The sequence below is a fragment of the Phaeobacter sp. JH20_29 genome (assembly GCF_048056175.1).
Classification (GTDB): Bacteria; Pseudomonadota; Alphaproteobacteria; order Rhodobacterales; family Rhodobacteraceae; genus Phaeobacter; species Phaeobacter bryozoorum.
Genome location: NZ_JAYMWO010000022.1, coordinates 187,460 through 199,842 on the forward strand (window position 1 = coordinate 187,460; position 12,383 = coordinate 199,842).

A 12,383-nucleotide genomic window follows, 5' to 3' on the forward strand; every position below is an offset into this window, starting at 1 on the left:
GCGATATGGCGGATAGGACGTTTCTGAGCTGGCCGTTTTTCGAAGAACGCCATCGGGCGCTGGCGGAGGAGCTGGAGAGCTGGGCCGCCGGGGCGCTGGCGGATATCGATCATGGCGATACCGACGCGGCCTGCCGGGCGCTGGTTGCGGCGCTTGGTGCAGGCGGCTGGACGCAGCATTCCGGCGCCATGGCCGGAGAGGCGCTGGATGTGCGCACGCTCTGCCTGATCCGCGAAACGCTTGCGCGGCACGACGGTCTGGCGGATTTCGCCTTTGCGATGCAGGGGCTGGGGACCGGGGCGATCTCCCTGTTTGGCAGCGCGGCACAGCAGCAGGAGTGGTTGCCGCTGACCCGCTCGGGCAAGGCGATCGCGGCCTTTGCCCTGACGGAGCCGCAGTCGGGGTCTGATGTGGCGAATTCCACCATGACCGCGACGCTGGATGGCGATCATTACGTTCTGAACGGGGAGAAGACCTGGATCTCCAACGGCGGGATTGCCGATGTCTATACTCTGTTTGCCCGTACCGGCGAGGGACCGGGGGCGAAGGGGCTCTCGGCCTTTGTGGTGCCTGCGGGCCTGCCGGGGTTTGAGGTGGTGGAGCGGCTGGAGACACTGGCGCCGCATCCATTGGCGAGGCTGAGGTTCACAGATTGCCGGATCCCGCGCAGCGCCCTGCTGGGGGAGGCGGGGGCCGGCTTTAAGATTGCGATGTCGGTGCTGGATGTATTCCGTTCCACCGTGGCTGCGGCTGCGCTGGGGTTTGCCCGCCGGGCGCTGGACGAGGCGCTGGCACGGGTGACGACGCGCCATGTGCAGGGCGCGCCGCTGGCGGATTTGCAGATGGTACAGGGCCATATCGCCGACATGGCGCTGGATGTGGATGCAAGCGCCCTGCTGGTTTGCCGCGCCGCCTGGGCCAAGGACAGCGGCGCGGCGCGGATCACCCGCGAGGCCGCCATGGCAAAGCTGTTTTCTACCGACCAGGCGCAGCAGGTCATCGACAGGGCGGTACAGCTGCATGGCGGTGACGGCGTGCGGCAGGGCCAGAAGGTCGAGGAACTCTATCGCGATATCAGAGCGTTGCGGATCTACGAGGGGGCTTCGGATGTGCAGCGTGTGGTGATCGCCCGTCAGGCGATTTCCGCGTTTCAAAAAGGGGGCTGAGATGCTGGGACCAAGCGCACATATCGACACATTCACCCGCGATAACCTGCCGCCGGCAGATCAGTGGCCGGAGTTCCTGATGGAGGGGTTCGACTACCCCGAGCGGCTCAATGCCGCGGTCGAACTGACCGATGCCATGGTGGCCAGGGGATTTGGCGACAATACCGCCCTGATCGGCAACGGGCGGCGACGCACCTACAAGGAACTGGCCGATTGGACCAACCGGCTGGCCCATGTTCTGGTCGAGGATCTGGGGGTGAAGCCGGGCAACCGGGTGCTGATCCGTTCGGCCAATAACCCGGCCATGGTGGCCTGCTGGCTGGCAGCGACCAAGGCGGGGGCGGTGGTTGTGAACACCATGCCGATGCTGCGGACGGGGGAGCTGGCCAAGATCGTTGACAAGGCTGAGATCAGCCATGCGCTCTGCGATACGCGGCTGATGGAGGAGCTGGTGAGCTGCGCCAAGACCTCGGCATATCTGACGTCCGTTGTGGGGTTTGATGGCACCTCCAACCATGATGCCGAGCTGGACCGGCTGGCGCTGGAAAAGCCGGTGAGTTTCGAGGCTGTGGCCACGGGCCGGGACGATGTGGCGCTGCTGGGCTTTACCTCGGGCACCACCGGCGCGCCCAAGGCGACCATGCATTTCCACCGTGATCTGTTGATGATTGCGGATGGCTATGCGGCGGAGGTACTGGGCGTGACGCCCGAAGATATCTTTGTCGGCTCGCCGCCGCTGGCGTTTACCTTCGGTCTTGGCGGGCTTGCGATTTTTCCGCTGCGGTTCGGGGCGGCGGCGACATTGCTGGAGAATGCCTCGCCACCGAATCTCATCGAGATTATCGAGAAATACCGGGCGACCGTCTGTTTTACCGCGCCAACCGCCTATCGGGTGATGTTGCGCGCGATGGAGGAGGGGGCCGATCTGTCGTCGCTGCGGGCGGCCGTTTCCGCGGGCGAGACGCTGCCCGCGCCGGTTTATGAGGATTGGATGGCGCAGACTGGCAAACCGATGCTGGATGGGATCGGGGCGACGGAGATGCTGCATATCTTTATCTCCAACCGGTTCGACGATCATCGCCCGGCCTGTACTGGCAAGCCGGTCCGGGGGTATCAGGTGCGGGTCCTGGATGCGGAGGGCAAAGAGGCGCCGCGCGGTGAGGTTGGCCGGCTGGCGGTCAAGGGGCCGACGGGTTGTCGCTATCTGGCGGATACGCGTCAGGACAGCTATGTGCGCGATGGCTGGAACATCACCGGTGACAGTTTCGTGATGGACGCTGATGGCTATCTGCATTTTGCGGCGCGCAATGACGATATGATTGTCTCGGCCGGGTATAATATCGCAGGCCCGGAGGTTGAGGCGGCGCTGCTGTCGCATGAGGCGGTGGCCGAATGCGCGGTCATTGGCGCCAAGGATGAGGCGCGCGGAGAGATTGTGCAGGCGCATGTGGTGCTGGCCGAGGGCAGCAGCCCGTCGGATGTTTTGACCAAGGCGCTTCAGGACCACGTCAAGGCGACCATCGCGCCCTATAAATACCCCCGCGATATCGTCTACATCGACGCCCTGCCGAAAACCGAAACCGGCAAGATCCAGCGGTTTCGCCTGAAAGCGGAGTAGCGCAGGGATCCGCCTCGGGGCTCCGGCTGCTAGAGGACAGGCACCTGTTCCAGCCGCCGTATCAGGTCGGGAGAGATTGCGTCCGGGCCATCGTTGAACTGGGCACGGGAGACGAAATTCAGATGCCGTGAAAGCAGCGTCAGCTTTGCCGAGGAGATCTCTTCGTAGAAGGCCTTCATGTCGTCGCGCGCCATCAGCTCGGTGATCTTGCTGCGGTGGGCGGTGACCGCAGCGTCATGCAGCGCCTTGATCCCCTTGAGCCGTTTGAGCCGGGTCAGTTCCTTTTTCGTTGCCGGAAGGCGGCGCTGTATGGTGAGATCCTGTTCCATGTTGAAATTCATGCGCATCCAATAGGCCAGCCCCTGGTCGCGCTCCACATGGTTCACCCGGCCACGGTCGCGTTTGACAAGGAAGCTTTCGGTGCTGCGTACGGCGTAATGGTTCAGCGTCACCATGTCGTAGCCGTGGTCGCGAATGCCGAAACGCCAGCCCTGATCGGCCATATCCTCGGGCACCGGTTTTCCCGTGCCTGCCACCCAATTCGGCATCCCCTCTATGCGCCGTTTCAGCGGACGGTGGACGCCAATGCGGTCATAGCCTCCGGCGACATGGTCCCCTCGCGTTCGGAACAGGGTTTTGATGCCCCAGGCCTGGATCGGGGCAGGGCAATATTTGGGCGCGCAATAGGTATGCTGCTGGGTCAGCAGCACGTCCTCATAGGAATCGCGGAAACTGTTGCCGAACAGGCGCCATTGCATCGAGATCATGTCTGGATCACCGGTGGCAGCAAAAAGGCTGTCGAGGTCGCCGTCGCCAACGTGAATGTTCACGAACTCATCCACATCAGAGACCAGAACCCACTCGGCCTCCCGGACCAGATCAAGACCTTCTGCGAATTTCAACGCACCTTTCTGCGGATTATAGCCGCTGCCCATCTCCTGATAGGGGTTGTCCATCCGGGTGACATAGCCACGGGCCGCCAGCGCATCGAGCAGCTCGACAGTGCCGTCGTCGCAGTCATTGGTGAAAACCAGGATATGATCGAACCCGAGGGCGCGGTGGTGGGCGACCCATTCCAGGATGAAGGGGCCTTCGTTTTTCATACAGGTGATGATCAGATGCTGAGCCGTCTTTGCGGGGCGTGTTGTCATGACCTAGCCCTCTGCCTCGGCGAGTTCGGCACGCAGCCGTTCCAGCGAGTTGCGAATGTTTTTCGCATTGCGTTTCTTCAGCGTGTATTCGCAGACCTGAATGGCCAGTTTCCTGTGGTTTTTCTCCTCGGCCTTCATCAGGAGGTCGTGCTGGTATCGGGGCAGGTCGCGGCGTGCGCGCAGCAGTTGGTAGAACCGTTGGGAGGTGAAACGGCCCTCGCAGATTTCGTTCAGCATCGGTTTGAGGATGTTCATATTGGCCAGCGCCTGCGGCAGCTGGTGGCCGAAGAACGGCATCCTCATCTTGCGGATATTGTCACCTGTGAGCCGGTTCACCTGTTCCACATCCGGCGCGAAATAGGGGTCGTACAGGACCACGACATCCTCTGCCGACTGGGTCGCCTGCGCTGCATCCGCATAACGGTCCTCCCAATCCAGACGCGCGGTCCAGCCCCAGCGGTTGTCATCCGGCAGGATGCGACGGTCGAGCGTGGTCTGCGGCGCGATGGCAAAGACCTTGGAGCCTGGCGCGCATTGCGAATAGGTGAGTGCGCCAAATGCCCCCATGGAGGCGCCATAGAACAGAACCTCGTCAAATTGTGCAAAGAAGCCGCTGTCGCGCAGCTGGTCAAAGCTGTCATGCACGAAGGGGTTACGGAACCAGTTCCGCTTGGCGCCGATCACGCCAAGCACCGAACAGCCCATGGTCTGCGACAGCAGCTTGTAACCCCAGGGCCAGCGCTGGCCCTCCTTTTGCTGGACGACATGGATATTGTCGAAGCTGACCACCAGCCGCTTGCCAGAAGGCTCGTAAAACAGCGCGTTGTCCTTGTCCTCCCAGAAGAAGCCGGCACGCTGGGCGGCATGGGCACGCATGTCGGTGAACCGTGCATCACCGGTCATCGGTTGGGCGCTGTCCGGCGCGTCCGGACGCCTGACGGCGGAACGATCAAGGGCGCCCTGATTTTTGATCTGGGCATTGGTAGCGGCCGGCGCGATCGTGACCACGCGGCTGGCAGGTGCCGGGGCAGGCGCGACGACGGCAGGCGCAGAGGGGCGCTGCATCTTCTGGGCGAGGTCGGCGATATCGATATCGGCTCCCAGCTCGGCCTCGCGTGTTTTCAGGTCCGCAACGCGGATCTTGCCCTGCACCATCTCTTTCAGCAGCCGGGTCTTGGCCTTGATCTGGGCGGGAGAGAGCAGCAGCGCCTCCGGTTCGGGGATCTGCACACCTGCCGGGGTGCCTGCCTCGGCCTGATCCTCAAGCTTGGTGAGGTAGATCGCATCCGGGCGCGCGACCTCGGTCAGGTTTTCATATAGATTAGCGTATTCCGGCTGAGATTTCAGATCGTCGATTTTGGCCCTATGCCATTGCACGGCCTCTTTGTGCAGGCGTGCCAGCTGCGGATCCGCCATCAGCTGACCCAGTTCGGCCCGCATCATCGGCAGGCGATTGAGCATCCGCCCGTCGGTTTCCGAGGCGTAGTTGCGGCGCGCCCAATAGTCGATCCCCTGATCCTGTTCGGTATGGTTGATCCGCCCACGATCCCGTTTCACCAGGAAACTGTCGGCCGACCGCAGCACATAGTGGTTCAGTGTCGCCATCCGATAGCCAAGCGAGCGTTTGGTGGAGCGCCAGCCGTTGTTGGTGAGCAGCATATCAGGCATGACGCGCCCGGACCCGTTGACCCAGCGCACCTGCGAGACGTTGTCTTCGTTGTCGATCTTCAGCGGGCGGTGAACGCCTATCTTGGTGTAGGGCGCGGATTTATGCACCATGCTCTTGAACCCCCAGCCAAGCCTGGGTTTTGGGATGAACTCGGGCGCGCAGCGGGTGAACTGTTCGATAATGGGGCGGTCTTCATAGGTGCCAACCCCGCCATTGCCGAAGAATTTCCAGGTAAAGGAGATCACATTCGGATCGCCAGCGGCCCTGAACAGATCGGCAAATCTGCCGTCACCGACATGGATGTTCACAAATTCATCGACATCAATGGTCAGAACCCAATCCGCAGCCTTGAAGGCAGGCTGTCTCATGGCGTCCTCCAGCGCGACATGCTGGGGCTTCTTGCCGGAGGCCGGATCCCAGGGATTGTCAACGCGGGTGACCAGCCCCAGTTCTGCCAGACGGTCCAGCATCGCATCGGTATTGTCGCGGCAGTCGTTGGTGTAGATCAGGAAGTGTTTCGCCCCGATTGCCTTGTGATAGGCGATCCACTCCAGAATGAACGGGGCCTCGTTCTTCATCGAGGTGAGGATCAGGATATTGTCGTGGGAAACCGGCTCTGCCAGCGGCGTGAGGCGATCCCCGAGTGTTTCGGTCCGCAGCTCCAGATTGTCGATCGCCCGCTGGTAATGGGCGCTCTGCGTGAGACGATCCAGCGGCATTTTGAGCAGGGGGTGCGCGGTCTGTTGTGCTGCTGCCCGTGGCGCCGGAGCCGGGGTTTTTGCGGTTGCAGCCGCGGCTTTGGCAAGTTCGGCCTGTGTGGGTTTGCCCTGTGGGGGCCGGTCCGGGATCGGTGCGGCGGCGGCGTCGATATCATGCCGGACCAGCGCGCGGCCGAGATAGCTGTCGGGATGAGGAATGCCGCCTTCATGGGTGATCAGGCGTCGGCTCAGCCGACGGTTCCACAGGTGCACACCATAGCAGCCCTCGTCGATCTTCTTCTCTACGGTATAGCCCGGTGACAGCAGGTTCCGGCGTTCTTTGAAAGAGATCTGAAAGAAGGCCATCTGCGGTTTCACATGCGCCATCTCACCGGTTTCATTCAGGAAATAGGTCAGCGCCGACGGCCCCCAGACGCCCCATTTCAATTCGGAGACATGGACCGGGTTGCCAGCCGCATGAGCCGCTTCCAGGGCCGCGCGTTCCTCGCCCTTGACCCAGGGCGGGATCGGGTATTCGTTTTCGCAGAACGTGTTCAACCGCTGTAGCGTCCGCGAAAACCGGGGCAATCCCAGAACTGCATTACAGACCAGCCGTCCCGGTTTTTCCCAGCCAAAGACCCATTGGTCCTGAAAATCCCAGGGTTTGACGCAGAGAACATCGGCATCCACCCAGATCACATTCTGCATGGAAATCATCTTGTAGCGAAAGGCGTCGGCATGAACCGCAGGGGAGCCGGAGACCTTGTGGCGGATAAAATCCGACGCCGGGAAAATCCGGTTTGCATCCATCAGCTCGACACCCGGCGGGCAGTTGTCGACCGTCTCGTAGGTATAGAGCAGCGTGCGATGCCCGTGATCGGCAAAGGATTTCAGACAGGTTTGCTCAAGATAGCTGAGATTGCCACCAATCCAGAGGGAGGCGATTACCGGGAGGTCAGACATAGTATTGCGCACTGCTTCATTCTTATTCTGGGACTGTCGAAGGGGCGCTGGTCTACCGTCCGGGGCCGCGAGATCCGACGCGCGACCGCTGCCAGCTGCAAAGCTGAGCCTGCAAAACGGTTTTCTGTCCGGCAATGCCCTGTTCGACACTCATCCTCGTGACTGCGAGAGGTTCGCGAAGGGGCGTATCGCCACCAAAGCCCCTCTGATTAAGCAGGGACGGCCCAGGCCACCCGCACGTCCTCAAACTCGTTTTTATCTAACTACCGGAGCCACTTGACCATCTGCTTGCGATCATTGCCTGAGGTGACCCCACATGTCATAAGCGGACGATAACCTACCTTCAGGGCGCGTTCAAATGATTGTAAGCCACAAGCACAACTTTGTTTACGTCAAGCCCGGCAAGACCGCGGGCAGCTCGATCGAGCTGGCCATTAGCGCCTATTGCGGGCCACAGGATGTGATCACCAGGCTGCGCCCGCGCGAGGAATATCACCGCGGCGACTGTGCGGCGCGGATCGAAAACCCACAATTCGTGAATATCAATTCCGGCGAGACCATCGAACTGCAGAACCATTCCAGATACAGCGATGCGCTGCGGGTATATGGCGAGCAGATCGTCGACTATGATGTGGTTTGCACCGAGCGGAACCCGTGGGAAAAGGCGATCTCGTCATTCTTCTGGAAGGGAAACAGGCGCCCCGAACGCCCGGTTGAGCCGCGCTTCAAGAGATTTGTCAACGACGGTCGCTGGCCGCAGGATTTCGATGTCTACTCCGTGAACGGTGTCTGTGTCGCCGATCACATCATCCGGGTCGAACGTCTGACGGAAGACTACCGCGATTTCCTCGGATCATTGGGCATTGTGATCGAGGGGGAGATCAGCTTCCCGGCCTCCAAGGGCTTTCAGCGCCCCAAGGAGGCGACACGGGAGGTCATGTTCACGCGGCCTTGGGTGATCCGGGCAGTTGAGGAGCATTCCCAAGAGCTGCGCTCGGTGCTGCCCTACCGTTTCGAAGACCGCAGCGCACCGGAGGTCCACCTGAGCCCGGACCGCCGAACGGCCCGCTATCGGTTTCTGGAACAAAACGCCTGCGGTCCCGCCTATTGGCAGCGCGTGCCGACATCCACATCGGCCTGATCCGGGGGGGGGCAGGCGCAGTGCCGATGAGTTCAGTTGAACGCCCGGAGGGAAGTGCCAGATCCGCCTTTAGAGGCGACGGGAGCAAAACAGTCAAAGCTGTCGCGCATCGCGCTGTCAAATCTGACGTCTGGAGGCGAGTACCGGAATCGAACCGGTGTACACGGATTTGCAATCCAGAAAGAGCATAAGCGAAAACAACGGCTTAAGGGTGCAAAACACCCCCTAACAAAAAGTGAACAAAAAGCGAAAGTTTCAAAGCCAAATTCGCCGGTTCAAAACGAAAAAGGCCCCGTCACAGCGGCAACTGTGAACCGGGGCCAAATAGAAAAAGCCAGTCAGCTTTCGAAGCATATTAGCACAGGCCAGCGCCGCACCGCAAACGCTCAGTCCGCTTTTTCATGGCCTCTGACCGGTGAGGTGATCCAATGAGCTGGCGTATCGCAAACGAATGTGCCGAGCGCCGCTTTGGCAGCGCCGCACGCAAACAGATCATCATGTTCCTAGCCGACAAGGCGAGCGATGATGGCTCAGGAATCTGGTGCTCCAAAGGTACGATTCAGCGCCACACAGAGCTCAGCGAGAGCACGGTGAAGCGCACCATCATCGACTTCCTGCGCGAAGGCATTCTGATCGAGACGGGGCGGCGACATTGCAAGAATGGCTACACCGTCATTTACCGCATTGTTCTGGAGCGCGTGGCCGCGCTCGAACCCACGGCTGAGCCCGATATTGAGACGGGGGTCACTGTGAACCCCGTCCAGCCTGAACCCGGTACGGGGTCCAGGGTGAACGGGGTACGGGGTTCACGGTGGACCCCAAACCATCCTAAAACCATCCATAAACCACCTACGCGCAAGCGCGAGGCGGCGGAGGAGGTTGAAGATCTTGAAGCTGAGAAGATCTTGGCGGCCTATCCCGAAGACAGGATCCGAGACCGGCGGACCAGTCTGCGCCTGATTGCAGCGGCTGTGAAAGCCGGTGTGGAGCCCGATGACCTGCGTCAGGCGGTTAAAGCCTATGCCAAGGAAAGCGACGGCTACACGCGCAGCAAGGTCTGTTTCTCGGACAACTGGTTCAAGATGCGCCGATGGGAGAAGGGGCTTGCCCAGGTGCAGGCTGACCGAGAGAAAGCGCGAGAGGCCAAAGCCAAAGGGCGCGCCAGCCTTGCCGAATGGATCCACGAGCGTCATCCCCTGTGCCGCCACATCACCAACCGGCAGATCGAGGATTTGATTGCTTCAAAGCTGGTGACGCCCGAACAGGTTCGTGCTGCGGGGCTGCAGGCGTGAAAAGGATCGGGGTGAACAGTGCGTTTTGTGCGCTTGAACTCAGGGCAACGCCGTTGAGAATTTGCGTCCTCTGGTCAGCTGTTGATCTCGGTCTCGAAGGTCTCGATCATTGCAATGATTTCATCGAAGGTTGGTGCGTCACCGATGATCATTTCCCGCATCCCGGCATAGTCTTTTCGAAGAGCGACAGTGAGATCGGCGTTTGGGGTCAAGCGCAAAGAACCGGGCTTGGCCTCGTCGTAGTTTGCCCAGGCGGATTTGAAGAATACCGATTTGTGATGAGCGACTTGGGTCAGCAAATCAAGCTTTTCGAGGGCACGCTTTTTGGCTTCATGCCCAATCAGCTGCGCCATATCGTAGTAATGGCGGGACATGCGATCGGCGAGGGGTTTGGTTGCATCTTGATGAAAAAGCATATGCAAAATGGTGGCTTTCTCCCAGAATGTGCGCTCGACCCCCAACACTTTCACGCCGACCAGACCGTCTGCCAGAAGATCGGGGAAAGCCTGATTCAGGTATGGTGTAATGTCGATCTGCTCGGCAGGCAGCTGGACGCCACGGGCACCGAACTCAAAGCGTACAACCGGTTTGACATAGCCTGCATCGCTTTTCGCCAACGTAGGGTAGGCAAAGAGAATGGTCTGCGGGTCACTTGGGTCGACCGATAGCGTGAAGTTTTGTTCTAGACTGGAGCCAAACGCTGTTTGAATCTCGGCCAGCAGTTGGCCTCCGACGGCTTCTTTCGCCGCTTCCTCCAGTTCCTGAAGCAACCTTTTCTGCTTCTTGCCCGATAGGTCCGGATCTTCTGGGTCACGGTCGCCCACAAACCCGAGTTGTTCGCGGTCTAGCGAGAGATCCACATCCTCAGAGAAACGGTGGATCACGTCGTAGGCTTTGGACAGGGATGTTCCGCCCTTGAAGATCATTTGCTCGCCAAAAGATGGTAGTGCAAAGAGCTGCTTTAGGGACCAGCAAACCCAGAAATCTTTTTCGATGATTGCCTTCGACATTCCAAGCTGCGCTGCAGTTTCTTGAAAGGCTTCATCTCTGAGTTCAGGTGCGTCGTTAGCGAAATTTTCCATGCTTAAGCGTGTGCAACAATTTGTTGCACGACGGGGTGCATCCATGCAGGGACGTGCCTACTTTGCTTTGCCAAGAGCTTCCGATCATTGTCGTCCAGTGCGTGTGCAAGGCGGTCGACGATTTGACTGTCCACACGGTCCTTGCCGACATAACGCAACGCCTGGAAGACAACCCCAGTCTTATGTCCTGCGCCGACCAATGTTTTGGGAGATGCTTTGCGGAATTGTATGACTTGCCGTCCAACCTTCTTGGTGCGGGTTGGGCCGTCGGTCATATAGGTCGGCTTGGATGGTACCTGAGTGGAAAGGCCCAACTGATTGGCAGCCATCGAAGGAGAAGGTTGTAAGATTTGACCGTCCTTTCGAGCAACAGCTTTTGCGATGTCATCGGCGGAAGGCGACAGAAATCCGAAGCGCGGGCTCTTCTTCGGGTAGTCATACAGCCCCCGCGTCAGTCGGCGGATCACACCCTGATCAGCAAGGCGTGACAGGGCCTGATCTACGCTTGCGCGGGATCCGATGTCGAGAAAATCGGTCGGCGCAAAGATTGCGCCGCGACCTTTTCCGATGATGCGTTGCTTGATGTTTGACGTAATCATGTTCGAACTCCTTGTCAGAAAATATGGTATGTTTTTCTGAAAGTCAACGGACCATGGAACAACCCCTCGGTAGGTGCAACTGGCATAGGGCAAAAAGGAGAACGGGTGCGAAATTTACGCTACAGCGCAAAAGTAGGAAAATTACGCTGCAGCGTAAGTTGTCGTGGGCTAGACTGCTACGTTTATGATCTTTAGATCATATATAGGATCTATGATCTAGGCATCATAGGCGGCGCTGGAGGCAGGCTTGAAGAACTTCGTTCGAATTCCCCGAGATCTTGGACATGCGATCCGTCAGGCTCGTCGAGAGAAAAACTTAACGCAGGCCGATCTCGCCACGCGCAGCGGTGTTTGGCAGGAAACGATATCGAAAGTTGAGGCCGGGCGGGGCGGTACAAAGCTCGACACGATCTTGGCGCTGTTGGCAGCCCTCGACCTAGAGCTTTTGGTCAGAACACGCAGCAAGGGCACTGCATCTGATTTTGACAACATATTCGACTGAAGCCCCGCAGTGACGGAGTGACCGCCATTAAGCCGCAGCGGTTTTTCTTGGTCCTCAGCTCTTGTGGCGCAGCATGACGACTCCGTTCAGTATGTGAGTGCCGAACTCAGATCCTCAACGCCGTGTTTCTGATTGCTGAACATAAGCGGGCAGCCGGAGCAGACGCAGTGCAAGCCCCGCTTCAACAAGAAAATTCCCCTGCGCCAGCGCATTCCTCGCGAGGCAAGTTTCTCGCTGACAGCCCTTTGGTGCCAGCTTTGGTCATGTTCATCGAAACACTCAAAGTGAGGATCAAAACATGGCTACTCAAACTCTGAAACTGAACGTCAAATCCGGCGAAAAAGACGGCAAGAACTTCTGGGACCGCTGCGGCGTCCTCTTCGTGAACACCGACGACAGCGGCAACATCACCTCGATCAACGTCAAGCACAGCATGTTCCCCGATGTCGAAATGGTCGCCTTCCCGCGCCGCGATGAAGATCCGGTCACCGAGTGACCTTAG

At 59.4% G+C, this 12,383-nt stretch carries 10 protein-coding genes; 6 read left to right on the forward strand and 4 right to left on the reverse strand.

Translation table 11 applies throughout. The features are described 5' to 3' along the window. Positions 1 to 5 precede the first annotated feature (5 nt). Both VWZ85_RS20350 and VWZ85_RS20355 read left to right on the forward strand, forming a co-directional pair. Positions 6 to 1,166 (forward strand): acyl-CoA dehydrogenase family protein, encoded by a 1,161-nt coding sequence (locus VWZ85_RS20350; RefSeq protein ID WP_416546418.1) that lies wholly within the window; start codon positions 6 to 8, stop codon positions 1,164 to 1,166. A 1-nt stretch (position 1,167) separates the two neighbouring features. Continuing rightward, positions 1,168 to 2,784, forward strand: a complete 1,617-nt coding sequence (locus VWZ85_RS20355) for an AMP-binding protein (protein WP_416539074.1) — start codon at positions 1,168 to 1,170, stop codon at positions 2,782 to 2,784. A gap of 29 nt (positions 2,785 to 2,813) precedes the next feature. Here VWZ85_RS20355 and VWZ85_RS20360 read toward each other — a convergent pair whose 3' ends face one another. Then, on the reverse strand, positions 2,814 to 3,935 hold the full coding sequence (locus tag VWZ85_RS20360; protein ID WP_416589497.1) for a glycosyltransferase family 2 protein: 1,122 nt from the start codon (positions 3,933 to 3,935) through the stop codon (positions 2,814 to 2,816). A gap of 3 nt (positions 3,936 to 3,938) precedes the next feature. Continuing rightward, positions 3,939 to 7,265, reverse strand: coding sequence for a glycosyltransferase family 2 protein (locus VWZ85_RS20365; protein WP_416589498.1), 3,327 nt, complete (start codon positions 7,263 to 7,265; stop codon positions 3,939 to 3,941). 358 nt (positions 7,266 to 7,623) lie between these two features. Here VWZ85_RS20365 and VWZ85_RS20370 point away from each other — a divergent pair, with 358 nt between their 5' ends. Together VWZ85_RS20370 and VWZ85_RS20375 are read left to right on the forward strand one after the other, a co-directional pair. Continuing rightward, on the forward strand, positions 7,624 to 8,406 hold the full coding sequence (locus tag VWZ85_RS20370; protein ID WP_416589499.1) for a hypothetical protein: 783 nt from the start codon (positions 7,624 to 7,626) through the stop codon (positions 8,404 to 8,406). Between the two features lie 428 nt (positions 8,407 to 8,834). Then, a complete protein-coding gene (locus VWZ85_RS20375; RefSeq protein ID WP_416589500.1) occupies positions 8,835 to 9,698 on the forward strand; it encodes a hypothetical protein in 864 nt (287 codons plus the stop codon). A gap of 74 nt (positions 9,699 to 9,772) precedes the next feature. On the opposite strand, the gene VWZ85_RS20380 is transcribed toward VWZ85_RS20375, so the two are convergent. Both VWZ85_RS20380 and VWZ85_RS20385 read right to left on the reverse strand, forming a co-directional pair. Further along, positions 9,773 to 10,780 carry a nucleotidyl transferase AbiEii/AbiGii toxin family protein gene (locus tag VWZ85_RS20380; protein WP_260100806.1) on the reverse strand — a complete coding sequence of 336 codons (1,008 nt, stop codon included), beginning with the start codon at positions 10,778 to 10,780 and terminating at the stop codon, positions 9,773 to 9,775. Between the two features lie 2 nt (positions 10,781 to 10,782). Next, positions 10,783 to 11,379 carry a DUF6088 family protein gene (locus tag VWZ85_RS20385; RefSeq protein WP_260100805.1) on the reverse strand — a complete coding sequence of 199 codons (597 nt, stop codon included), beginning with the start codon at positions 11,377 to 11,379 and terminating at the stop codon, positions 10,783 to 10,785. 247 nt (positions 11,380 to 11,626) lie between these two features. Between VWZ85_RS20385 and VWZ85_RS20390 the strand changes: the two genes are divergently transcribed. Together VWZ85_RS20390 and VWZ85_RS20395 are read left to right on the forward strand one after the other, a co-directional pair. After that, positions 11,627 to 11,881 (forward strand): helix-turn-helix domain-containing protein, encoded by a 255-nt coding sequence (locus VWZ85_RS20390; protein WP_260063292.1) that lies wholly within the window; start codon positions 11,627 to 11,629, stop codon positions 11,879 to 11,881. Positions 11,882 to 12,179: 298 nt separating this feature from the next. Further along, positions 12,180 to 12,377 carry a hypothetical protein gene (locus VWZ85_RS20395; protein ID WP_035262952.1) on the forward strand — a complete coding sequence of 66 codons (198 nt, stop codon included), beginning with the start codon at positions 12,180 to 12,182 and terminating at the stop codon, positions 12,375 to 12,377. Positions 12,378 to 12,383 lie beyond the last annotated feature (6 nt).

Coding starts and splice junctions, on each gene's coding strand:
- VWZ85_RS20350 (WP_416546418.1), top strand. CDS start 6: ATGGCGGATAGGACGTTTCTGAGCTGGCCGTTTTTCGAAGAACGCCAT.
- VWZ85_RS20355 (WP_416539074.1), top strand. CDS start 1,168: ATGCTGGGACCAAGCGCACATATCGACACATTCACCCGCGATAACCTG.
- VWZ85_RS20360 (WP_416589497.1), bottom strand. CDS start 3,935: ATGACAACACGCCCCGCAAAGACGGCTCAGCATCTGATCATCACCTGT.
- VWZ85_RS20365 (WP_416589498.1), bottom strand. CDS start 7,265: ATGTCTGACCTCCCGGTAATCGCCTCCCTCTGGATTGGTGGCAATCTC.
- VWZ85_RS20370 (WP_416589499.1), top strand. CDS start 7,624: ATGATTGTAAGCCACAAGCACAACTTTGTTTACGTCAAGCCCGGCAAG.
- VWZ85_RS20375 (WP_416589500.1), top strand. CDS start 8,835: ATGAGCTGGCGTATCGCAAACGAATGTGCCGAGCGCCGCTTTGGCAGC.
- VWZ85_RS20380 (WP_260100806.1), bottom strand. CDS start 10,780: ATGGAAAATTTCGCTAACGACGCACCTGAACTCAGAGATGAAGCCTTT.
- VWZ85_RS20385 (WP_260100805.1), bottom strand. CDS start 11,379: ATGATTACGTCAAACATCAAGCAACGCATCATCGGAAAAGGTCGCGGC.
- VWZ85_RS20395 (WP_035262952.1), top strand. CDS start 12,180: ATGGCTACTCAAACTCTGAAACTGAACGTCAAATCCGGCGAAAAAGAC.